General features: G+C 58.1%; 22 protein-coding genes and 1 pseudogene. 4 read left to right on the top strand and 19 right to left on the bottom strand.

Annotated features, from left to right (window positions below; translation table 11 throughout):
• Positions 1–2,023 (bottom strand): Ti-type conjugative transfer relaxase TraA (gene traA / locus G9X64_RS06795; protein ID WP_171376231.1); only part of this gene is annotated, 2,023 nt, incomplete at its 3' end.
• A 278-nt stretch (positions 2,024–2,301) separates the two neighbouring features.
• Here traA and G9X64_RS06800 point away from each other — a divergent pair.
• The 3 genes from G9X64_RS06800 to G9X64_RS06810 all read left to right on the top strand — a co-directional run bounded on the left by G9X64_RS06800 (position 2,302) and on the right by G9X64_RS06810 (position 4,635).
• On the top strand, positions 2,302–2,616 hold the full coding sequence (locus tag G9X64_RS06800) for a mobilization protein (RefSeq protein WP_171376232.1): 315 nt from the start codon (positions 2,302–2,304) through the stop codon (positions 2,614–2,616).
• A complete protein-coding gene (locus G9X64_RS06805; protein ID WP_171376259.1) occupies positions 2,616–4,298 on the top strand; it encodes a type IV secretory system conjugative DNA transfer family protein in 1,683 nt (560 codons plus the stop codon). The genes G9X64_RS06800 and G9X64_RS06805 overlap by 1 nt, the downstream gene beginning before the upstream one ends.
• Positions 4,299–4,389: 91 nt before the next feature.
• Positions 4,390–4,635 carry a WGR domain-containing protein gene (locus G9X64_RS06810; protein ID WP_168281160.1) on the top strand — a complete coding sequence of 82 codons (246 nt, stop codon included), beginning with the start codon at positions 4,390–4,392 and terminating at the stop codon, positions 4,633–4,635.
• Between the two features lie 63 nt (positions 4,636–4,698).
• Here the strand turns inward: G9X64_RS06810 and G9X64_RS06815 are convergent, their stop codons facing one another.
• The gene (locus G9X64_RS06815; RefSeq protein ID WP_171376233.1) at positions 4,699–5,622 is read right to left on the bottom strand and encodes an ArdC family protein; all 924 of its coding nucleotides are present in this window, start codon (positions 5,620–5,622) and stop codon (positions 4,699–4,701) included.
• A 167-nt stretch (positions 5,623–5,789) separates the two neighbouring features.
• Between G9X64_RS06815 and G9X64_RS06820 the strand changes: the two genes are divergently transcribed.
• Complete coding sequence (locus G9X64_RS06820) at positions 5,790–6,161, top strand: hypothetical protein (protein ID WP_168311157.1); 372 nt, start codon at positions 5,790–5,792, stop codon at positions 6,159–6,161.
• A 191-nt stretch (positions 6,162–6,352) separates the two neighbouring features.
• Here G9X64_RS06820 and G9X64_RS06825 read toward each other — a convergent pair whose 3' ends face one another.
• The 17 genes and pseudogenes from G9X64_RS06825 to G9X64_RS06900 all read right to left on the bottom strand — a co-directional run bounded on the left by G9X64_RS06825 (position 6,353) and on the right by G9X64_RS06900 (position 23,504).
• On the bottom strand, positions 6,353–6,913 hold the full coding sequence (locus G9X64_RS06825; RefSeq protein WP_168311156.1) for a hypothetical protein: 561 nt from the start codon (positions 6,911–6,913) through the stop codon (positions 6,353–6,355).
• A 131-nt stretch (positions 6,914–7,044) separates the two neighbouring features.
• On the bottom strand, positions 7,045–7,707 hold the full coding sequence (locus G9X64_RS06830) for a transcriptional regulator (RefSeq protein WP_168311155.1): 663 nt from the start codon (positions 7,705–7,707) through the stop codon (positions 7,045–7,047).
• A gap of 504 nt (positions 7,708–8,211) precedes the next feature.
• On the bottom strand, positions 8,212–8,976 hold the full coding sequence (locus G9X64_RS06835) for a response regulator (protein WP_168317205.1): 765 nt from the start codon (positions 8,974–8,976) through the stop codon (positions 8,212–8,214).
• A 287-nt stretch (positions 8,977–9,263) separates the two neighbouring features.
• The gene (locus tag G9X64_RS06840; protein ID WP_246270917.1) at positions 9,264–9,848 is read right to left on the bottom strand and encodes an invasion associated locus B family protein; all 585 of its coding nucleotides are present in this window, start codon (positions 9,846–9,848) and stop codon (positions 9,264–9,266) included.
• Positions 9,849–11,229: 1,381 nt separating this feature from the next.
• Positions 11,230–11,622, bottom strand: coding sequence for a secretin GspD/PilQ domain-containing protein (locus G9X64_RS37250; protein WP_376766387.1), 393 nt, complete (start codon positions 11,620–11,622; stop codon positions 11,230–11,232).
• Positions 11,623–11,642: 20 nt separating this feature from the next.
• Positions 11,643–12,305 (bottom strand): pilus assembly protein N-terminal domain-containing protein, encoded by a 663-nt coding sequence (locus G9X64_RS37255; RefSeq protein WP_376766388.1) that lies wholly within the window; start codon positions 12,303–12,305, stop codon positions 11,643–11,645.
• A gap of 569 nt (positions 12,306–12,874) precedes the next feature.
• Positions 12,875–13,351, bottom strand: coding sequence for a hypothetical protein (locus G9X64_RS06850; RefSeq protein WP_168317117.1), 477 nt, complete (start codon positions 13,349–13,351; stop codon positions 12,875–12,877).
• An 89-nt stretch (positions 13,352–13,440) separates the two neighbouring features.
• Positions 13,441–13,599, bottom strand: coding sequence for a response regulator transcription factor (locus G9X64_RS06855; RefSeq protein ID WP_171376234.1), 159 nt, complete (start codon positions 13,597–13,599; stop codon positions 13,441–13,443).
• Positions 13,596–14,108 (bottom strand): autoinducer binding domain-containing protein, encoded by a 513-nt coding sequence (locus tag G9X64_RS06860; protein WP_281360123.1) that lies wholly within the window; start codon positions 14,106–14,108, stop codon positions 13,596–13,598. The genes G9X64_RS06855 and G9X64_RS06860 overlap by 4 nt, the downstream gene beginning before the upstream one ends.
• A gap of 134 nt (positions 14,109–14,242) precedes the next feature.
• A pseudogene (locus tag G9X64_RS06865) lies at positions 14,243–14,509 on the bottom strand (cupin domain-containing protein); the annotation flags it as partial.
• Between the two features lie 514 nt (positions 14,510–15,023).
• Positions 15,024–16,118 carry a nucleotidyltransferase family protein gene (locus G9X64_RS06870; RefSeq protein WP_171376236.1) on the bottom strand — a complete coding sequence of 365 codons (1,095 nt, stop codon included), beginning with the start codon at positions 16,116–16,118 and terminating at the stop codon, positions 15,024–15,026.
• 792 nt (positions 16,119–16,910) lie between these two features.
• The gene (locus tag G9X64_RS06875) at positions 16,911–17,693 is read right to left on the bottom strand and encodes a sugar phosphate isomerase/epimerase family protein (protein ID WP_246270918.1); all 783 of its coding nucleotides are present in this window, start codon (positions 17,691–17,693) and stop codon (positions 16,911–16,913) included.
• A gap of 168 nt (positions 17,694–17,861) precedes the next feature.
• Entirely contained in the window at positions 17,862–18,884 is a 1,023-nt protein-coding gene (locus G9X64_RS06880) for a zinc-dependent alcohol dehydrogenase (protein ID WP_168311175.1), read from the bottom strand.
• 44 nt (positions 18,885–18,928) lie between these two features.
• Complete coding sequence (locus G9X64_RS06885) at positions 18,929–19,780, bottom strand: carbohydrate ABC transporter permease (protein WP_168311150.1); 852 nt, start codon at positions 19,778–19,780, stop codon at positions 18,929–18,931.
• A gap of 1 nt (position 19,781) precedes the next feature.
• Complete coding sequence (locus G9X64_RS06890; protein WP_205917435.1) at positions 19,782–20,684, bottom strand: carbohydrate ABC transporter permease; 903 nt, start codon at positions 20,682–20,684, stop codon at positions 19,782–19,784.
• A 103-nt stretch (positions 20,685–20,787) separates the two neighbouring features.
• Complete coding sequence (locus G9X64_RS06895) at positions 20,788–22,122, bottom strand: extracellular solute-binding protein (RefSeq protein WP_171376237.1); 1,335 nt, start codon at positions 22,120–22,122, stop codon at positions 20,788–20,790.
• 341 nt (positions 22,123–22,463) lie between these two features.
• A complete protein-coding gene (locus G9X64_RS06900; protein WP_171376238.1) occupies positions 22,464–23,504 on the bottom strand; it encodes a substrate-binding domain-containing protein in 1,041 nt (346 codons plus the stop codon).
• Positions 23,505–23,598 lie beyond the last annotated feature (94 nt).

The following is a 23,598-nucleotide window of genomic DNA, read 5'->3' on the forward strand; positions in this document are numbered from 1 at the left end:
GAACCTGTATTGCGTCCGGCGCGACGGCGATCACCTCGCCCAACATGCCATTCTTGACGGCGAGGTCGCGATCATTCTCCAGGAAGACGATGCGATCGCCACGCGCAAAGGATCGCTTCCCATGGCTGGTCTGGTAACTCAGTTCCTCACCCTTATCGCCAGACGGGTTGCTGCCCTTTGCCAGCTCACCGCGATCCTGCAACCGAGCACGAATGCCGGCATTGATGGCACGGACGTCGTCGCGTCGATGGGCCATCGCAATGCGCGTGTCGTTGGGATGTGCCGATCGGTCAGCGACGTAATCGGCAATGATCGCCTTCAGGGTTTCAGCGCGATCCGTCTTCAGATGAACGCTTCCCCGTGCCACGTAGGCCGACAGTCCGGCTGCAGTTCGGTGAGATGCGAAGTCAATCGAAGCCTGCTTCTGCCAATCGGCTTTTTGCCGGCGGACTTCCGACAGTTGCGCATGGCCGACGGCTCCCGCGATCGCCCGAAACGGCGCGCCCGCTCCGATCGCCTGAAGCTGTTCATGATCACCGACCAGCACGAGCTTGGCGCCGGCCCGTTTGACCTCGTCGACGAAGCGGGCGAGCTGCCGGCTGCCGACCATGCCGCCCTCGTCGATGACGAAGACGTCACGAGCATTGAGCCGGCTGCGATCAGCCTGCCAGGAATATTCCCACGATGCCAATGTGCGGCTTGCGATCCCGGACGATTGCTCCAGGCCTTCCGCGGCCTTGCCGGCCAATGCCGCGCCATGAACACGATAGCCCTGCGCTTCCCAGGCGTGGCGGGCAGCCGCCAGCATCGTGCTCTTGCCGGCACCGGCAAAGCCGATCACCACGGCGATCTGACCGGGACCCGTGACATGCTCGATCGCATGGCGCTGTTCCGCCGACAGCCCCTGCCCCGGTGAAGGATTTCCCGCCTGGATCGATCTGTCCTCTTCGGCGATCGCTGCATCGACATTGCGCTTGAAGACACCGTGGTTTTGGCGCGCCTTCATCGCCATGACATTGCTGGCGATCGCGCCCTCGATCGCCACCATCTCGACCGTCGAATAGCGTGCCTCGCCATCGCGACCCCGAAGGCCCGTGCTTTCGGGCCTCAACTCGACGAGAGCCTTTGACGCCATGACCGCGGCAAAAGCATTCTGGAAGGTCTGCGGATCGTCATTGATGTAGCGATGCAGAGCCCTGGCAATGTCATAGCGGGTGAAGACGCTCTTCTCGTTGGTAATCAGCTTCAGGATTTCATCCGGGCGCCTCTGGATGGTCTCGGCATTTCGCTCGGCCGATTGCGGTGAGATGCGGGTGCGCGAGACTGCCCCACCCTGCCGATTGATCTCAGTCGCATGCACACCGACATGTTCGGTCGGCTCGATCGTGATCCCGGCTTCCAGATGAGAGCGGTTGTCGATACGGATATCGAGGCCGGCCCTCTCAAGGTGCGTGTTGGCCAGATGCTCCCACGCCTGGCGCAGTTCCTTCAGCTGCAGCTGCGATGGCGGCAGGTGATTGGCGAGAAGCCATCTGTTTTCCCGCTCGAGCATAGTCTTGTCGCCAAGACCGGCTTCCGTCACCTCACGCGTCGTCATCATCAGATGCGCATGGCTGTTTCTGATGTCGCTTCCCTCGCCCGGCCGATGGATCGCGAAGTCGACGGCAGCGCCATAGCGATCGGCCAGATGCAGCGCAAACGCCCGCGTCAGCACCAGGCGTTGATCCGGCGTCAGTTCGTGCGGCAGCGCGATTTCGAATTCCCGGGCAATCCGGGCGTCGCTGCGCTTCTCAGCGCTCTCGGCGGCATTCCACAGAGCGGATCGTTTTCTGGCCCAATCGGCTCTGACGCCTGCGGGCAAGACGATCTCGGCATGCTCGACACCTGTCCTGTTGCTAAAGTCATGCGTCAGCCCATCGCGCTCGTTCGTCAGTCTCACGGCGGCGCGATAGGCGGCGGACGCCACGGCGCTGCGCCCGCCACTGCGGGCGATCGGCTTCATGCTGAAGTGATAAATCGCCATCGCCCTCCCCTTGTTGAGCTGGCCGCCGGTCCGCGCTTTGAGTTGCCCCGCAACTCGTAAGTGCGCCCTTGTGCCTTCGTCGCTTCGTTCCTTCGGGCACTGGTGGGAGCGCGCGGCAATCTCCCGATGACCTCGTAAGCCGTTCACCCGGTTGCTTCCACGCGCAGATTTGCGAGTAGCCGACATGCATCCATCGTCGCAGCATCTGCGCATGCGATTGGGGACAGCCATTGTCCTGATGGCGCCGGTTCAATCGCTCATCGACGAGAAGGGAGACAATGACAGTGGCACGTAAATCCATCGGCGAACGGCTGGCGCAACTCGAGGCCCAGCGAAAGACATTGCAGATCCGGCTCGGCAAGCAGGAGCGCGCCATCGATACGCGCCGCAAGGTGTTGATCGGCGCACTTGTGCTGCATCGGCTGGAGAATGATCGCGATGTTCAGATCGGCGGAGGACTGGCAGCCTGGCTCAGATCCGAACTGCCGAAGTTCCTCACGCGCGATGGCGATCGGGATCTGTTCGACGATCTGCTGAAGCCGCAGGCAAATGAGCCGTCTATCAGCTATATCGGCAGTGGGAGTGCGGTATGATGATCCATGCCAACCAGATCAGAATCGCTCTCCGCAACATGATGCGCATGGCGGCCCGCGATCCGCTCTGGGCGATCGTCGCGTTCATCACGTTTCCGCTGCGATATGCCAAGTCGTTTGTCATGGGTGCATTTGGCTATTTGCTTGTCGTGTTCACCGTCTACTTCGGGATCGACTACCTCAGGCGCGTGATCCTCGGCGGCCACAGGGGTGACGTCATCTGGCATATCGGCGACTGGGTGGTGATGGCCTTTGCCATCGTGCTGCTCATTCGGCTGCTATCCGCGCCGCTGATCACGCATTTTGGATCGGCGGTGGACGACACGCATGGGTCTGCGCGCTTTGCCGGCCGAAGAGAGATTGCGCCTCTGACAAAGGCGGGCAGTGGCCTGCTGATCGGCCGCGCGCAAGGTTCCGGTCGCTTGCTGCGATATGACGGACCGGCTCATCTTCTGACCATGGCGCCGACGCGCAGCGGCAAGGGCGTCGGCACCATCATCCCGAACCTTCTGACCGCCGACCGCTCGATCATCTGCATTGATCCGAAGGGCGAGAACGCGATCATCGCCAGTGATGCACGAGAGAAGTTCGGGCCGGTTCATATCGTCGATCCGTTTGGCATCACCGGCAAACCTTCGGCTGCCTTCAATCCGATGGACGGCGTTGATCAAGACAGCGTCGACGTCGCCGAGAATGCAACGACACTTGCCGACGCACTGGTGTTCGACGAACCCGGTCTTTCGGGGGACGCCCATTGGAACGAGGAAGCCAAGGCGCTGATCGCTGGATTGCTGCTGCATGTGATCGCCAGCCAGCCAGACGACAGGCGTACGCTGACCATGCTCAGGCACTTGCTGACGCTGGCGCCGGAAGCGTTCCGTGCCGTGCTGGACGAGATGCAGGCAAGTGACGCGGTCAACGGACTGATTGCGCGGGCCGCCAACCGTCATCTCGGCAAGTCGGATCGCGAAGCCAGCGGTGTGCTGTCGGCAGCCCAGCGACATACGCATTTCCTCGACAGTCCGCGCATGACCGGGGTGTTGGGGCGATCGGATTTTTGGTTCGGTGACCTCAAGGCAGACAAGGCGACCGTGTTCCTGGTCTTGCCGCCAGACAGGCTTGCGGCCTACTCGCGTTGGCTGCGTTTGCTGGTGGCCCAGAGCCTGACCGAGATGGCGCGAACCGCACCCTCGCCGCATCCATCGACCCCGCCGGTTCTCTATCTGCTCGACGAGTTCGCCGCCCTTGGTCATCTGGCGCCGATCGAACGGGCCATGGGATTGATGGCAGGTTACGGTGTGCAACTCTGGCCGATCATCCAGGACATTCATCAGCTGCGCGCCACCTATGGCCAGCGTGCCGGCACGTTTCTGTCCAACGCCGGCGTGCTGCAAGTGTTCGGCGTCAATGATCACGACAGCGCCCGTCTGGTCTCCGATCTGCTTGGCCAGGAGACCGTGGTGTTCAACACGGCGGCGCGCGCGCTCGACTCGGAAAGGACCGGCCTCTCCTTCGCCGAGCAGCATGTCGCTCGCCCGCTGCTGACGCCCGACGAAGTGCGCAATCTGCCGGCAAGTAGTGAGCTGCTGTTCATCGCCGGCCAGCGGCCGATCGCGGCCACCAAGCTGCGTTATTATGCCGATCCGGAATTTGCAGGGCTGTTCACTGCGTCACAGATCTGACGAGGCGACATCACCAACGTGAATCGATCACGCCTGACCGATTCACAAATGTCGTTGGACGCGAGCAACTGGTCTTTGCGATTCTGCCCGCATGACAGTCCAGCCCTATCGTCTTTACATCGAACGCATCGATCCATCGAAGAACATGGCCCGTTTTTACGCGCTGTCGATCGAGCCGAACCTCTTCGGCGGGACATCGCTGGTGCGCAGCTGGGGACGGATCGGCAGCCGCGGGCAGCAGAAGATCCATGTCTTCGATAGCGAGGCAAAAGCCGTCGATCTCCTGCTCACGCTTTTGCGCAAAAAGCGGTCGCGAGGCTATCGGGTCCTGCGGTGATCGGCATCCGCGTCTCACATGCCTGATTGAAGGAAGAGACAGTTGAGTGAAGGAAGAGACGGCTCACGCCGCCTCCTCCTCCTCGTCGAGCTCCGGCTGCAAGGAATGCAGGTAGTCGACGGCGCGCTGCGCATGTGCTGCCGCCGAGAAGATGGCGCGCTTGTCGTTGCCCAGAACCTTCAGCCAGCCATCGAGGTAGCCTGCGTGGTCGGGGCGTGGTTCGAGCTCGGGAACGATGCCGAGATCGGCGCAGAGAAACGCGCTGCCGAGCTCGGCAACGAGTTCCTCGCGGGCGCGTTCGCTCCGGTCTTTCGCGTAGCGGCTGAGATCGCGATCAAGCCGTCGCGGTGCGGCGGTCCAGTGCGTGATCTCGTGGCTGAGGACGGCGATATAGGAAGTATCGTCCCGGAAGGCATCCAGGCATGGCATCTGGATGTAATCACGCTGAGCGGCATAATAGGCAGCCGATCCTCCGTGGCGGATCAGCGCGCCGGTATTGGCAAGGAAGCGGCCGGCATCGCCGATCCGGCTCAGCGGATCGGGGTGAGGTGCGACGTCGTCAAAGCGACCGTTGAGACCGGCGATCTGATCGATGTTGAACACCGTGTAGGCCTTGAGGAACGGAACATCCTGTTCGATCTCGGTGCCCGTCTCGGTCGTCTCGGTGCGGATGAACGAACTGGCGAAGACGACGGTCGTGCCGGTTTCGCCCTTGCGAACGGCGCCGCCGAGTTCGATTGCCTGGCGAAACGTCATCCAGCGTGACGAGGCAAAGCCGCGGGCGATGGCTTGCGACCAGAGAAGCAGAACGTTGATCCCGGAATAGGGTTGGCCGTTATGGCGCAGTGGCCGGCTGACCTCGACTGTCGCATGTCCCGTCGTCCAGGGTCTGGTCCATGGCCGCACGCCCCGTTCGAGATCGGCGATGATCGTGTTGGTGATGCGGCTGTAGATATCGGATCGTTGATTGGATTGCTGCCTGCTCATGTTGGAACCTCCGTTTCGAGGTCGCGGCCATCGCGACCTGCTACGGCGGTCCGAATGCCGGGCTGCAAGCGCTGCCTGCACCCCGCGGGGCCGAAACGCAGTGGAGGACGGCAAAGCCGTTGCCGGCGGCGCGAGCCTGGCAGGACCAAAAGCCGGGGCAGGACGCGATGGCTGCAATCAAAGTGGAAGGTTCTGGCAGGCAGACATGGCAGATCCGCGAGCCGGATTCCGTCGCCAGCTTCGCAGATCAACCGCGGGCGATACGACAGAATCACGCGCCAATCGACATCCTCATCCTGAACGTCCGGGCATGGCACGAGAATGGGTCAAGCGCCGGCCGCAATGGTCGATCGCGCTCTTATTCGGGGCGGCAAGCAAAGCCGGAGCTATGTCGTTTCAAATCTCTCAGCGATGTGGTCGACGACACGAGGTGGCCTTTGCAATTGTCGTCACGTCACGCGATGTTCGTCGGACCGTGGTCGGGCAAACTGGCCAGGATGACTTCACGTATGGCACTGCCAACCAGTCCGTCGGGCTGATTGGGAGGACGGACGGACCGCCAAGTCGTTTCGGCAAAGACAGACGCAATCGGAATTGAGCACGCCCATATCAGAGCCCAGCTGCCAGCTCGATCATTCGACGGCCGGGCCGATCGACCTTATGCAACGCGGCTCATCCCCGCTCCGAGCCAAACGCTTTGGCCCCATTGGGTACTATGAGAAATTACAATTCAGCGTTCGAACCGATCCAGCATCCTCCTCAGTTGTGCGTTTTGCAGCCGAAGCTTCCTCGCCAACTGATCCCGCAGCAGCCTGATTTCTCCATCGAGGCTGATTGCATCGTCGGAAGTGATCCCAACCCGTGGAGATGGTTGCGATACGACATCAACGACTTCCGCCTTCTTGGCCTGTCTGCTGCGTTTTCGCGCTGTACCTTCGTCAATCCGCGAGGGCTTGGGCGCGGCTTGCGCGGCTATGGCGACGTCATTGGATGATGCCGGATCAGCCGCTTTCTCGAGCGTGGCGCTTTCGACATCTGTCGTGTGATCAGCACTGCTTGCCTCTTCTTCGGCATGGTCCGGGTCGGCTGACACCGCCGCGGAATGGCCGTGAGCAGCCGGCTTTTCGTCGGCTGGAAAGTCTGCGGCGTTCAATGCGTTGTTTGCTGCTGTTTCAGCTGGCTTGGCGATGGCTGTTACGTCCGGCTTCACGTCATCGGTCGAGCCGTGTTCTTGCTTCTGCTGGCGTCGCCGTGACACCAGCCCAGCAAGAAGTTTCCATGGAGACGCCATTTTATTCGACCTCAAATTCTACTGCGTATGCAAACTGCGAGCAAAAACGTTGGCGGCAGAACGAACCGCCGCCAAAATCTTCACTTCAATAAGCATGAGAATGCGGCCAGCGCTTGACCGTCTGCTGCCGATCAACCGAGGTTGAGTCGCTTTCGCAGATCGGCATTTTCAGCGCGGAGCTTCTCCGTCAGCAGCTTGCGCAGTCTCTGGTTTTCCTCTTCGAGCTGCAGAAGATCCGCGACCTCATCAACTGCCGCCACCGACGGTGCAGCCGCTATCGACACAGCCTTCGGAGCACGTTTGACAGGTACACGCTTGGCACTCGTCGCCCCTTCGTCAGGCTTTGCTTTGCGTCCTCTGGTCTGCTTTCCAGCTTTGGCACCCGAAGCCGCTGCCGGTTGCACAGAAACGGCGGCTGAGGCGGTTTCAGGCACCACCTTCTTGGCGCGAGGTTTGCGCACCTTCTTCGCTACATCGGGCGCCGCGGCGGCCGGCGTGTCAGCATTGGTTGTCGTATCTTTTTCGTCGGCCATTATGGTCTCCTGTAAAGCCGATGCATTTGTCTCTTGCTCGATCGGCAGTGTCAATAACGGCCCGGCCTGTTCTTCTTCGGATACAAGCATTCCGGTGCTTCGTGCATGAGGAGCTAATGACATAAATGGCATTTCCTCGTCCTGCATATCTTGCGCAACGGACTTGAGATCCGTGTCTGCCCAGATCGAGCTCGGTTTGGAGTTGAGTTTTCGCCGACCTGATTTGTACTCGACGGCAAAGCTGCGCTGCACTTTTTTCACTTTAAAAAAGCCTTGGGTATCTGCGATGATGTTTCAGCGACGTTTTCAGCATCGCAACATGGCGTGCAAATAACGACTATTGCGCCGGCGGTCCATACCCTGGCGATACCACGACGCGCGCGCGGTCACGCCGGTCACAAGGTGTTCCGTCGCCTATAGTCCTTGAGCGCAAAACGCCGCCGGTTGCGTCACCTATTGTCGATCGAGCTGTCGGCTAACGCGTGGCCCCGTATTTCGCCAAGAATGTAAGGTGTCTACGAAACTGCGGGCTATTCAGTTTAAGCTGTAGCTGCCACCGTTTTCGATAACGAATACTTTTTCCGGATGCCGAAGCCAACGTCGAGCCGGCATGTAAGGTCAAGTAATCAATCCTGACCCGTCTGCCACCTAGCGGCAGCTGGACAACTGACCGGCGGTTACCACCTGCGACCTCGGCGGTTGATGAACACGACCGCCACCGGCAATTTCGTTGGCAAGCTGAGACGACAAAAATCTCCAGCGCGCTCATAAGGAGCGAACGTTGCCGTTGCCGGTGAGAGCCGCAATGCTAGCTATCCCGCCAGGGATGCCTGCCTTGACCGGAACCGTGAACTGGTAACCGCCATTTCTAATCGTCCGGAAAAGGGGGCCACTTTGGGTTTGACCAAGTTTGCGTCGCAGCCTGCTCATCAAGACGTCTATTGATCGGTCCATAGGCTCGCTCTTGCGCCCTTGTGTCAGATCAAGCAGCCGGTCTCGTGACAACAGTCGGCCCGGCCTCTCAAGAAAGACCACCAAAAGGTCGAACTCGGCCGCGGTCAACTCGATTTCCGGGCCAAGCAACTTACAAACCCGCCGGGTGCTTGTGTCAGCGACGAATTCCGCGAAATTGAAGACCTTGACGTCGGTGTCAGCGTCCTCAGCGTCAGCGGCTCGTCGCAAGACCGCCCTGATCCTTGCCACGAGTTCTCGGGGATTGAACGGCTTGCCAATATAATCGTCCGCTCCGAATTCCAGGCCAATAATACGATCCACCTCCTCCTTCAATGCGGTCAGCAGAATTACAGGGATTCGAGACCGGCTAGCGCGCAGGTTCCTGCAGATATCGAGGCCCGAACCATCCGGAAGCAGGACGTCGAGCACGATCAGGTCAGGCCTGCTGGTATCGATCCACCTCTCGCATTCCTGCCGACAGCCAACAGCGGTGACACGAAAACCTTGATCGACAAGATAACGCGCCAGCAGCCGGCGGATTTCCGGATCGCCATCAACGACTAATATATGGTCCATATCGCCCACCTCGATGATTGATTTCTTCTTCCATTGCCGGCTTCCAATTCTCGTTTTCGTCTGCGGGAAACCTCCAGAAACATCCCGACATCGCCGAGAAACTTTAAGCTGCTCGGGCCACTGCATTCGAAAACTTCACAGGCAGCGTTTGATTGCCGAATGATGGTGTGCCGTCGCCGCGGCCCTGTGTCTCATGAGATCGGCGCTATCACGGGCTATGGTTCGATGCGCGGAAGTCCGTCAGCCGTTGGGAGAGAGGAACGGCATCCGCCATGGGAGCGTCGCGATCATTGGAGTTCCTCCAGCCGTTCGAGGGAACGAGGAAACCCCTTCAGAGAGATCCGAAAGGTCAGCTTTCCACCTGAAGCAAACGAAGTGGCGCTGACCGTGAGCACCTGCGCAGCTTTCATAATGTCTATGGTGCCGTCGGGCATGATGAGAAGAACGACGCAACCTTCGGGCAGGCAGGTCGCAACATCTGCATGTTGTTTTGAGGGTTGCGTATCGAGCTCTAGACGCACGCCTTCCGACAACTTCAATCCGAGCGGCAACCTGATCAGGACTCTCGTACCCAGCTCTTCAGAAGGGTAGACCTGAATTGCGAACACAGCCACGCCGCTCTTCGGATCTTCATGAAACTGACCCGCGGCACATTGCTTTCCGACATCGACGATCGCGCATTCAACGCCCCAGTCATCGTATTTCTCCTTTATGCCATCGGCGCCGACGAGGAGCTGTTCGATCGGCGCAGCGGCGCTCGGCGCCAACGATCCGGCGCGGTTGTATCCACTTTCCATTCTCCCTGAGGCCTCATCGGAAATTTTTCGTTCGGCCGCTTCAGGCCCAACCAAAGCCGACAGGAACAGTGCCAAAACGCTCGCCAGTCTCAGCCGCAAACCCAAACCTCCCGACGGTGTTCGCTCGCAATCTGCAACAATCCCATCCCCAGACCCTGGGCCCATCGTGTGTGATTTCGCCTCCGTTCTCGCAGTGCTGCAGGGTCGGAAAGACGGCGCGAGCAGATCGTCCCAAGGCCGGTTTGATCCTGGGCAGGACGGCAGGAGAAACAAAGGGCGTCACCGTCCACGACCCGAGACCGCTGCCCGACAAACAGGTTGCCGACAGAATCGGCAGGCGCCGAATGAAGGGTACCGGTAGGGGCGGACGTCGGGGGGAGGCTGTCGTTGCCGGCATCGGGGGAAGGTGCGACGCGATTAATGTCGCAAGACGCCGGCATCCTGGCAGACACCGTTGAACCGAAGCGCTCAGAACCGAGCATGGCTGGGTTGCGGGGCGAGCAGATCATTGGCTGCAAGATATCGAGGGCTTAGCTGCGCAATAGCATTTATATCTCAAGGAAGGACACGATCTGACCGCCAATGCGCCGTTCGAACAAGAGCATTCAATCCAATAGTCGTTGGAGCCGTGCTGCGGTCCGCGAAACAGCGAGTATCCGGTTCCTGTGTCAGCGATGCTGGACCCGACCTGAAATGGCGACGTAGTGGCGGTCGAGCTGTCGTCGGCAAATGTCGGCGTCGACGAACCGGAGGCGAGCAGGCCCGCAATCAGGCAAAGCAACCGTGTCCTGAGTGGATTCTCGATGCCGCGCCACGGTGGGAGGGACCTTCGCGATTTATTGTCGTTCAGCTCGATGTCCATGGACGGGTTCCTGACTACGTCGCCATCCTGGGTAGCGGGTTCAATGTTAAGCAGCGTAAAGGCTGCGTAAAATTGAGTAAAAACAGACGAGTGTGACCGCTCCGGGCCACGACCGAGCACCGATCGTGCCTGCTGGTGCGACCTCGGACGCCCGGTGCGCGAGCGAGATCAGTGGTTCGGGAAGGGTGAGGAGCGCCGCTTGTCCAGTCATGCCAACCTGAGAGCTGAGCTCGAAACCTCGGAAGCCCGTTGCGTTTCGCCGTGTTCTTGTCGGGCTTGCTCACCTGCTGGCATGCCAAGGCACTGACCGAAGAGGCAGGTTGGGTGCATGACAGGCCGGGTATTTCCGGACGTCAGAAAGTTGGCAACGGTCACTTGTATATGAAGCCGACGGCCCCGTGATATTGCGTCGTCGGCTCCAAGGTTCTGCCGTTGCCGTAGAGCTTGTTGATCCGGTCTAGTAGCCCGTGAGTGGCATCATCAGCTGGACTGAGATTGTCATCAGGACGATTCAAATCTTTTGCCGCGACCGGGCGAACCAGATTGCGTGTGGCGCGATAATCACGAGTTCAGTCTCGTTTCTCTCAAAGCTTGTCAGATGAAACAATGCGCCAAGCCCGGAATCTTGTTCAAGACCGGCGTCCCGTTGGAGCTCCTGTTGAAATTATCTCGGATTAGCCCCGCCAGAGCGATTGAACCACCAGATGGCAGTTCGACGGTCGTGCTGGTCAAACGCTTCCCGTAGGTCGGGGATGAACCGGAGATCGAGGTGACCGGTTCGGATACCTCGGCTGAGATCTGCAGGCTGATCCGACCGGACGTTAGGACGATGGGTTTGAATGAGAGGCTGATGCCGTAGCTGTATGGCGTTTGGGTCGTATTGCCGTCGCTGTCGGTGTTGGAAAAGAGGACCTCGCCACCTGCTTGAAACGATGCCGATTGACCCGAGACAGCGGTCAGAGTCGGCTCGGCCAAGGTTCGAACCACTTTCGCTTGTTCAAGCGCATTCAGTGTCGTTGAGAGGCCATACTTGCCGAAGGATCCACTGAATAGGGCTGATAGGCCGCCCCCGAGGTCGCCGTGGTCGCATCCGAGGATGCCGTTCCCAGCTGGGCAATCGTTGAGTCACCTGCGTTTTTTAATTCATTGCCAAAGCCCAGTTGCTTGAGGATCTCTCGCTTTACCTCCGCTATCGTCATTTTAAGCATGGCCTGATCGTCGGCTGCGATTCGAAGCAGGTTGATGATTTTGGATTCCTGCCGATCTTCCGCAACGAGGGCGACGGATCCTTGACTACCCCACTCGACGCGTTTTTGGTTGCGCGTCGTCGCCTGCCCGCCTTTGACGAAAGCGGATGCAAGATCGGCGGCCTGTGCCGAATCTTGTGCTGACCTCACCGTACCGGTGAGAACAATATTGTCGGAAATAATCTCAATCTTGATGGCTGCATCCGGGATCAAACGACGCAAATCTGTTTCCAGCCTGGCAATGTCTCTTTCAACCGCGATATCGATATTGATCATTAGCCGCTTGTTCGCATCGAGGATGAAGATGTTTATTTGGCCGACCTTTTTGCCAAAGAGAAAGATGGTGCGCGTCGCTCGCACGATCGCGTCAGACACGCCAGGATCTGAAACAACAATGTCATGAGCGTCCTGGGGAAGTTTCAACGATAAGCGTCTTATTTAGACCGATCCTGACATGCCGCGTGACATTGACACCGGTCTCTGCAACGCTGATGACATTCTCGGCACGGCAATATGTAGCCGAGGGGACCGGGAGTGTGAGCAGCAGGACTGTACTTCCAATCCAGCCGGCACGGACCGAGGACTTCGGTAAAGCCGTCCTGCGGAGCAGATGAAGTTTAGTGTTCAATGCCGCATCCTTCACGTTGCATCCTATCGCGTTGGTCGAGCAGCAGCTCCCAACCGAGCGCGGCGACCGCGAGGGCAATGTGTTGTGGGTCCCAGCCGGCGGAGCGTGCCTTTTCGAAAAGCCTGGTAAGTGAGGGCTCGAGTGCGAATTTGCATTCGATTTGATAGGCACTGTCATTTTTTCGGATCGGAGAAGACGGTCTATTGATGTCAGCCACGAGTAAGCGCCTTTGCTCTTGTTCAATCGCCGATGAATCTTCGAAGGACGTCCCGCTACTAACTCACCGGTTCGTGGCACGATCATGCTCTGAACATTTCCGTCTTTTACGAATTGTTTCCGAACCAACGGTACCGGCTACGCTGCTTCAGCATGTAAGATGCGAACGCCGTTGCGCATGCCAGACGTGGGATGGCACCCGCAATCGCGCGATGAGCGATTGAAGGCTTCCAACCTTCGGAACAAAAATGTTAAAAACGGCGCGCTCAACAAATGGCAAAGTTTCCAGCCTCATTCGGTTCAGGGGGTGGAGGACAGTGAAAGAGGCCTGCATCTCGAGGTCCCCGAATTCACCCGATCCATCCTGGACAGAGCCGGTCACGGGTGCGGGCTTCTTGAGCAACTCCGAGATCATTGCTTTTGTGGTCAACAGAAACGGATGCAACTGACGCCGCATTTGAAGGGCGGTGCGCACGCCTTTCACCGGATCAATAATGCCCATTTCGATCATGTCGACCAATTCGCCGGATCGCGCATCATAGCCAAAATTGGCGTCCTTGGATGCGGAACACTTTACCGGTGATGAGGCTTCGCCACCGGCGTCTCCAACTATCTGGCACGTCATCAGCCGCTCACAACAATCGTCTCCAGCATCTCGCCACCTCCTTGGTGGAAGAGTCTTGTTAAGCAGAAGCCTCGTGGGTGTCCTTGCAATTAGATCGAGTTGATATAGCCAAGTTCGAGCGCACGCAGAATTGCTTCCGTTCGATTATGGGCCTTCAACTTCCTTACAGCGGTGGCCACGTAACCTTCCACGGTCCGCGTCGAAAGGCCTGAGAGGTAGGCGATCTGCTTGTAGTTATTGCCTCTCATCGACAGATGCAGCGTTTCGATTTCCTGGGGCGACAAAGCGTTGTCGACGGCTTCGGCTGACTTAGGCGGCGTTCATCGATGTTCTCGCTCAGCCAGTTATTGAGGCGCAGTGCAACGAAATCCAGCGCATCCCTCTCGAACTCGGCCAAGATGCGGCCATCGATTCCAAAGGATATGAAGGCAACACGCATCTGAGGCCCCCAGAATGGCACTGTATACCCGTCATGCATGCCAAAGTTTCTAGCGTGGGACATGACCCGCACTTCCGCTTCGTTCCATTCCGTCGGCTTCAACGCCTGGCTCCACAAGAATGGAAACGTGGTCGTCCGCAGATGCTTCATCACCGGATCGACGTGCACAAAATCATTGGACTCGTACGAATCGAGCCAAGCGCTGATCCTGCCATGCAGGCGCAAATGGTGGGCCAGCCGGTCTCGCCGGCTCGGCAGCCAGGCAGAAATCACATTCACAATGCCAAGCCGCTCTCTGATCTTGTCTAGTTTGACCAGAACATGCGACGGCTACGCCCTGCCCCATCGCCCTCGACCACACGGGAAATCTTCAGGCTCGGCGCCTCATCCCCCGGCACGAGGCGAAATGGCGGCGAAACGAGCTAGCTGCTTTCGGAATTTGGTGCATCGATGGGGATCGGCGTTTGCCCACTACCGTCGTGAAGCACATGCGCCGCACCGTGAGGTAGAATATCTCCGCTCACCAGCTCTCGCGCTGTTCTCGTCTCCGGATCCGCGAAAATGGCCCGCCCCTTGACGATGACGTGGTAGGGAATCTCGTTCGCCGCCGCTCGGCTCCAGGCCACGCGCCACGGCGCACCATAGGCACACCTGACCTCGAGCTGACCGGTTACGGTGACGATTTGCAGGAGATGGCTTAACCAATCGACTTCAGACATTGGACCTCAACCACGGGAAATGATGAAACATCTTATCGCAATTGTGCGTTGGTTCTATTCGGTCACGTTCTAAACCTCGTCCCATACCGGGCCTAGATCGTGAGCCGCCACCGAAGCTCCAGATCGGGACAGGGTATTAGTCAATGTTCCGCGGGTGCGCGTTCCCAAGTGGTTTTAGCCGACCGGCCGTGCTTGAGGTGTGCGGCCCTCTTATCCAGATGATGCAAAATGGAGCTTCGAAAAAGCGCGATCGCGAAAGTTGCCGTTGTGCAAGTCGGTCCAGCTCTTGACAGCCGACATCGGAATGTCGAAGAGCTCGCCGTGCGCATTCGTGAGCGAGGCGAGCTGGAGGTGCAGTTTTCGATCTGCCCCGAGACGTGAAGTCATCAAGGCCCTGACCTTTGCCGGTTATCCAGTTTAACCGGGCCACCTTGAAGCTAAAATGACGCTGCACATATCGCTCCTCGCCGGTTTCGATTAAATCAACTGCTTGGCTTTCGAAGCGAAAGACAGCCTACTCTCCAAACGGAAGTTCAATTTCTTCGCGGTTTTTTTTTGCGCCCTCGATCAGGACCGTGCGGAGCCGCTCGGCATCTTGTGCCGGCAGCATTCCCGCCCCGGTTCGAATACCTTCTTGCCACGCAGACCCGCGCTCCCATGCTTCGTTGTAGACGAGCGCCAAGTCGGCAGATCGCCTTGTCTGCTGCAGGGCTTCAAAGAGCAGCGCAGCTTGACGAACGTCCTTCTCTCGCTTCGCCAGCCCCTGCCCGTCAGTGTGTCGGCGGCTGGCGACTATGAGCTTGTGGACGGCATACCGGGACGGATCGGGGACGACGACTGGAACACCGCTTCGGTGGAGCAGCATCGTCCTGACGGGTTCCCTTATGAGGAAGTCGAGAAAGCGTAGTGGATCCGCGCTGGCGCCACCAAGGGCAGGCATCTTCGCCGGCTGGTCAATGTAATCATCCGAACCACGGTTCGACGTCAAGAATTCAACCCTGTAGCCGTCGGCATTCTGAAACGCCGACGAGGCTACGGATCCCGATCGATGTGGAACTGGCCGGAAGCTGGCGTCGACGCGCTGCAGCAGCTCAACGATCGGCGGCAGACTGTCTTCAACCTCCCGACTAATGGCGTAGTCCTGGGCGATGTCCGCATCACCGGTCAGGATCGCAGCCATGGGAAGGCGGACGCCCAGCAGTCCTGAGTAGCATTGAAAAGCAACCGTGCCGATGAGAACACCCCGTAGCCGAAAGAGACCGCCATCGGCAAGAACCTCGACGATGTCGCCCGACATAGCGTCAGGGGCGATCATCCCGCCTTCGCGGGCCAGGGTATTTACCAAACGCCTGCGAGCGCGTAGATCGTCCTTGTCCCGCTTATGATCAGCTACGCGTTGCGCGATATCTGGATCATCAGCAGAACCGACGTAACGACGTTTGGTACCACCATGTCCATCTGGGATGTCGAAGTACCAGTACTTGCGTCCCTTGATGTTCGCCGGGGTGAATCGACCCTCCGGGGGGAAATCGGCCGTCCAAGCGGCGTCGAGCGAGCGCTGACCCAACTCGGCGAGCATCGTCTGATACATGAGGTCGATGGACTTCATAAGCTCGACTCCGGCGTTATACTGTTTTTCAAAAACAGTATAACGGTCGAGAGGATAGGCCGCAAGATAGGATGCTAGCTCTATCGCCTTGAAGGGAAGCGAACCGGTGACGCCCCAATGACAGATCTATGCCAGGCTATTCTGCTGCCGTTAGATACTCTAACTGGGCCGTGTATACGATCGTTCTGATCCACACCAAAACCAACACTCCATACACCGAAGACTTGATAGTCATAGGCGCATCCCACCATTGCGTCCACACCTGGAAATGAACCGCGGTTCCAGAGTTCTTGTTCACCGGAAGAGACCTCTTCGCGAAAAGTACGCTCGCAAACCCGGCGACTTGATGGCCTCTCGTTCGAAGCGTTGGTGAGTGAAGCTTGTGAACGAGATATCGGGCGTGTGAGCCACACGGTGGGCACGCTGCTCGCGGTCTATACCGGTTTAAAGGCGCAGATTCTCTGTTTGGACCGTGAACTGGCGCGTTACGCGAGGGGAAGCGCCCTGTGCAGGCGGCTGATGAGCATTCCCTCGATGGTGACTACTCGGGGTCTGGTGGTCCCGGCATTCGGCTGAAGGCGAACGACTAAAGTCATTCCAAGTCAAAATATGTCGGTCCTTACGAACATGCCCTTTCCGCCTGCCGCAACGATGCAGGAAAGGGTCGTTTCACCCCCCCTCGATCGGAGCCTCGGGGACGTCGGCGATCACCAGATGTTATTAGGTCTTCGCTGGAAGCGCCATTTTTTTCCCAAGTCATGAACCACACCGCCGAGCCCATATCGACGAGTATCACCACCGAATGACACCCGCGGCTCGGGCGACCGTCTTAATGTGCGCGAGGCCACGCCGATAACCGGGCACATCGAAATGCTCGAGCATGAGCGGAACTTCGCGCTGGAGTTTGGCAATCTCCGTGATATAAGCCGTGTAGTCGAGATTCCCTTCGCCAGGCACGACTTCATCCAAATGGAAAGAGATCGTTCCAGGTCCGCCTTTCATCACCAGATCCTTCGCGTGGCACGAAACGATCCAGGGTCCAAGAAGGGCGAAACAATCTTGGATCATCTTTCCTGTATTGAAATAGAGCCGCGGCGAGATGACCATATTTGCCGCGTCGATATGAGCTCCGAACTGCGGCCGATCTATCGCCTTCAGCAATTTGAGATAGTTTTCCGGCGTGTCGGTCACCAGCCACGGCACCATCTCCAATGAGAACTTGGTGCGCTTGGGCTTCACCATATCGATGACATAGCGGGCCGTATCGACCGCACGCTGGAATCCAGCCTCGCTTTGATTGTCTGGATGCGGGCCATAGTCGTAATTGTCGCTCAGCTGCCACGGGTCACCCGGATGACCGACGGTTCCGTGGTAGGCGACAATGGCCCCTGCTCCCAACTCGTCCCCCAGAGCCAGCTGATGCATGGCATATTCGAGATTGGCTTTGCGCGTCACGTCATCACGGGCAATGAGGTTTTTCCAGGCCCCTCCCTCGGCAATAACGAGATCGGCTGCTGCGAAACTCTTCACCAGGGCTGCGATTTCATCGCGGTTCTCGAGCTTGATGTTCGGCATATAGGCCGCGTTGTACCCGAATTCGACATGCGCGCGTGCGTAAGCTTCGGGATCACCCCCGTATTCGATCCCATAGCCACCGAGTCTAAACGTCATGAATCGTCTCCCAAATTGATTCTGTTGGCGGGCGGGCGCCGCTTCTCCGGCCGCATCTTGTCTCTGAGGTCCTCATGCCTGAGCAATTTTGCCCGGATAGAGCAGCACCTTTCCGCAATTGCCGGTTTCCTGAAGAGCAAAGGCAGACGCGACCTCCGACATCGCGAAGCGATGCGTGGTCAATCTGTCGAGAAGCGGCCTGGCATCGCGCACGCGCTGCAACAACTCTTCGGCAAAGACGTCATGGTTCCAGTGCCAAGCGCCGAATATGTCGATGCCCTTGCCGGTGATGCGGTTGACGGGTAGCGAACCGCTCCAGGTGACGAAGGCAAGCCTTCCACGCGCCCGCAGCAACTCCAGGACAACCGCTGGAGCGCCCTCATTGTTACTGGTGTCGAGGGCAGCATCCACGCCATAGCCGCCGCTAGCGGCCCGCACCTGCTCGATAAGGTCCGGCGCGCGAGGGTCGATGACCAGCTCTGCGCCCAACTCCTGCGCCAGTGCAGCGCGATAAGGGTTCAGTTCGAGCGCGATGACCCGTGCGCCAATTGTTCGCGCATTGATGATCGCCCCAAGGCCGACGGCGCCGCAGCCGGAAATCAGCATGGTATCCTGTGCGGTTACGTGCATGCGGTGCATCGCCGTGAAGCTCGGACCGAGGGCACAAATCGCCATTGCGGCGTGATGCGTCTCGATGTCGTCAGGGACAGGTTGCAGCAGGTAGTCCGGTTTCAACAGAAATTCGGCGTAACAGCCGATGCCGGACGATGAACCCGTCTCGTCCAAAAGATCGCGCTGCGAGATGCAGTGGATATGTTCCCCCGAGCGGCAAGCCGGGCAGACGCCACAGCCGGCATGCGGCATGACAACGACGCGGTCGCCGACCTTCAGGCGCTTTGATTGTGCAGCATCGACAACAACGCCGACCGCCTCATGACCGAGCTCACACGAAAGCTTGCCAGAACGCCAGGATTGCCATTCCGTGCACATGGGCGCGACTAGGACCTGGATCTTGACTATATCGCCGGAGGCTTGCGGTTCCGGCCGTTGGGAGACCTGCGCCTGACGCGGTCCAAGGATTTCTACACAAAGAATGTTCGTTACTCCTGCTTTTGAAAATTAGTGACGACACGAGCTGCCTAGCCCTTGACCGCGCCCATAGAGAATCCTGCCTGAAGGTGTTTTCTGAACAGAAGGTAGAGGACGAGCAGCGGCAGGCTGGAGATCACGACCGCCGCAAAAAGAAAGCCGAAGTTGAATGAGAGCTGCCCCTTGAGGAGACTCAACCCGACCTGCACGGTGCGGATCGTTGCGTCCGAAGATAGCATGTAAACCAGCACATATTCCACCCAGCAGGCATGGAACGTAAAAATGGCGATCGTCGTGATGATCGGTCGCGCCATCGGCAGCACGATCGCCGCGTAAATTCTGAGATAGCCGGCGCCATCCATCTTGGCAGCCTCGATCAACTCATTGGGAATCGAACGAACGAACGCCGCCGCTAGATAGACGGCAAACGAGATGTTGAAGGCGACGTAGGGAATGATGATCCCGAGATGTGTGTTGGTAAGTCCAAGGAAATTTTCGGCGATAAATAGCGGAACGATCGACGACGAGATCGTCACCAGAAGCCCCATGACGATAAACGAGAACATGATCGGGGTCAGCCTGGAAGGAATTTTGGTAAGGGCGAATGCTGCCGAAATAGAGAACAAGACGACGATCACGGTCGTGGTCACGCAGAAGATCAGGCTGTTGACGAAGAGGTGAGTGAACTCGCCCAATTTCCAGGCCTGAATATAGTTATTCAGTGTCCAGTTGACCGGCAGGGCCACCATGTTGGAAACGATCTCCGTCTCCGGTTTGAACGACGTATAGGTAAGCCAGATAAGCGGAAACGTCGTGAATATGGTGAAGAAGCCGAGTGCCGCGTAGGCCGCAACTCGAAACGGCACAGGAACCATCGCCTGGCTAGATGTGAACCTCGACATCCTAGTGGTTCCCTTCTTCATGGGCGCGTGTGAACCGCGCGGCGATGGCCGACAGTACCAAAATCAGAAATACGCTGAGCAGGATGAGGACCACCGAAATGGCGCTGCCGAAGCCGTATTTGTAGAATGAGAAGGTATTCTGGATCATATAGAGGCCGAGTACGCTGCTGTAATAGCTCGGACCGCCATTTGTCATGATCCAGAGGATCTCGAAGCTTTTGAGGCTTCCGGCGACTGCATAGATCGCTGAGGTCAGGAATACAGGGACCTGCTGCGGCAGGATGAGGGACTTCAGGATGCGCCACTCGTTTGCGCCGTCAAGCACCGCTGCCTCCAGCATCTCTGGGCTCGTCTTTTGGAGGTTGGCAAGGAAGATAATGAAATAGATCCCCGTATACATCCAAAGCAGCACGATCAGGTAAGGCAGAATTGCTGTGGTCTTCGAGTTGAATATGGTCAGCGAGAACATCGGGTCATTGATCGCGCGGCCGATGATCTGCGAGACCAGGCCCGTCGGAGCGAAGACAACGCCGAACAGCAAGGCCACCACCACGGGGCTTAGCAGCGCCGGAAAAAATATAACCGCTTCGAAGAAGCCCGCACCCCGGACCAGACGCCGATAAATGACATAGGCGAGGAAGAAGCCCAGCGGGATCTGGCCGATCAGTGAAACGAGAATGACAAGGCCGTTGTTGCGCAGGCCCCACCAGAAGATCGGATCGGAAAACATCACGACGTAATTGGTAAAGCCAATGAAGTTCGGAATGCCCGCGCCTGCCCAGTCGGTGAAGCTCAGCACGAGACTGTAGACGACCGGGATGACGATCACGAGCCCGTAGATGAGCAGGGCCGGTGCGGTCAGTATCGCATAGCTGATGCGATCGGATTTTGCTGCAGAAGCCACGTCAGACTCCTTCTCATCGATGCGGATAGGTTTCGTGGAATGCTCCCGCCAATTGTTTGGCGGGAGCATTCCCCAAGGCTGCTTGGTCGTTTCACTCGGGGGTCTACTTGGTCTTTCGGTTGCTGTCGTTCGCAGCGACCCAAGCTTCGTATTTCGCAGCAAGTTCCTCTGGCGTGACCGAACCCAGAACAAGCTCCTGCAATCCGGCATTGACGACCTGCATCACCCCTTCGGCGTCCAGGCGATCATCAAGAACCGGTAGCACATGGACGATGGACGACGAAAAGGCATAGCTCTTCTTCGCCAACGGATCGCTCAGCATGTCGCCGACACCCACGTCTTGCGCGTAGATCGGCAGCATTCCGTATTTGACATCAATATCCTTATTCGATGGATCGAGATTGAACTTGATCCACTTCCATGCCGCTTCACTCTTCTCGTCGTCGAGTTTGGCCGACATGCCAAATCCTGTAGAGGGCTGACCGGAGGAAGAGTCGGAATTGGCGAGCGTTGCGCCTTCGATTTCTGGAAGCGAACGAATTTCGACGTCCGTCTTCATGTCGGGCGGCAAGGCCGAAGTGAGGTTCACGACCTCCCAAATGCCGCCGATAAAGTAGACGCTGCGTCCGCTCACGAACGCGGAGAGCGCCTGTTCGCGTGTCGTAGACGGCTCACTGGGATCAATGAAGCCGGCGTCAACCATTTCGCGAATTTTCTTGAGGGCGCCAACGAAAGGCGCATCCGTGAAGGCTGCGCCCTCGGTGCCTTTAAGGACATTGGCAAACCATTCAGACGTGCCCATGCGACCGACCATGACCGACAGCAGGCAGGACTGCAGCACCCAACTCGATTGATCGCCGAAGACGGCCGGACGATATCCCGCAGCGCGGATGGCCTTCGATTGTCCGATCATTTCGCCGAGCGTCTTCGGATAGTCGAGCTTGACCTCGTTCAACAGCTTGCGGTTCACGTAGACCACATTGGTAAAGTTTACGAAGGGCACGCCGATCTCGTAAACCTCGCCGGTGGCCGCCTGTGCCTGGGTAGACACAGGGCGCAAGAGCTTGTCAACGCGATCGCGCTTGATCAGGTCGCGCAGATCCTTGGCGTAGCCGCGGCCCGTGAGGTAGCCGGTGCGCTTTCCGGGCCAAAGCGTGAGAATGTCAGGCAGGTTGCCCGAGATCGCCAAGGCCTGCATCTTGTTATGATATGCGTCGTGATCGAGATAGTCGAAATTGATCGTGATGTCGGGATTTGCAGCGTGAAACCGTTCATAGGTTTCCTGAAGTCGAGCGTAATCCGGGTCCACCTTGGTGAAGGGGAACATCGCCGTCAAGGTAACATCCGCGTGGGCGATCGCAGTAGTAGCAAGACTTATTGCTGTGGCGAGCAGCAGCGACGATGCGCTGCGGGCCAGACTGTTCTTTGTGCAGTTCATTAGGTCCTCCTCTCAAGCCGACGGGTGATCCCGCGCGGCAGTCGATCTCTCCTTCCCGAAACGAGGCCGTATCGCGTCGCTGCGGGATCCCAATTCATAAATTTGTTTCGATGCTCCGCTGCTTCCGGCAACACTGCGGCACCTATTCCCACGGCTCAGACACCGGTAGCAGGCGGCACGTTCTCCTCACGACCATGCCGGCGACCATTTTCGGCTTACGTCGAAGTGGCGCTGCATGTCATCCGTAACGTTACGAATAACGATCCGCAGTTGTTTGTCAACAACAAAAGCGTTTGTTTAGAGCATCTTCGAGTTAAGGCGTGGAGGGTTAATCCATAACGTTACGGAAGATCAGGGCCCAGGATATGGCTGCCGTGATCAACAAATTCGCCAGGAACCACCCGGCGTAGTTGCGCGTAATCTTCGCCATCAATAGCGCGGGCGAGCATCTCGGAAAGCAGGTCTGCAATGCCAGCATGTGGGTAATAGAAGGCGCTCGTCGGCGGGCTCAGAAAGTCGTGTAATCTTGCACCACCATAGGTGATAAGGCCGAAATCCTTGCCGATCTGCCGCCCCGCCTGCTGCATCGCGGTGATGAATCCAAGCCCTGCCTCGTCAGACGCGACAAAAGCGCCTGTTGACTCTGGATGACGGAGCAATACCTCCCTCGCCATATCGACGCCGCTTTGCGGCGTCGTCGCCGAAAAATGGATCAATTCGTCGGGCACCGTCAGGTTGCGCGCGTTGAAGGTCTTCGTCCAGCCTTTCACGAATTGCAGGCTGTAGCTGAACTGGCTCGATGGGGCGAAAAGCAGGGGCGCTGGGTGACCGTTGTCTAGCAGTAATCTTGCCGCGTCAGCGCCGATCTGCTCGTGGTCGAGGTCGACATACGGGTGGGCGCTCAGGAGTTCAGTCCGGCCAAACGTGACGAAAGGCATCCCGATCTCGAGCAAGTATTTTACCCGTTCATCCTGGGGACGCGTATGGGTGATGATCACTCCATCAACCGACCCCTCGCGGGCCAGATTGCGGACGATGTCAAGTGGATCGTCGTGTTGCAGATGAGGAACGATCCCGGTGCGATAACCTCTCGCTTTCATGGCCGTGGAAATGCCAACGAGCAGTGATGCGGTAACGATGTTAAGCTGCTCCTGACGTTCAAAGGAGAGCACCATCGCGATCGATTGCGATCGACCCGTGCGAAGATTGACCCCACCTGTGTTGGGTCTGTACCCAAGCTTGTCAGCCGCGCGCTTAACTCGATCGATAGTCTCGGCGTTTACCTCGGCTCCATCTTTCAGTGCCCGGCTAACCGTGGTGACGGAAATGCCGAGATGCTGGGCAAGGGTGCGTAGCGTCGCTCTTGGCTTTTGTTGATTCATTCGGTGAGATTACTATCATTTCGCTGCAACTTGTCCTCCGATTCCTAATCGGAGCTGGCTATTCAATCAAGAACGGTCTGGTTGCCAATGAGCA

The sequence above is a fragment of the Rhizobium sophorae genome (assembly GCF_013087515.1).
GTDB lineage: Bacteria > Pseudomonadota > Alphaproteobacteria > Rhizobiales > Rhizobiaceae > Rhizobium > Rhizobium sophorae.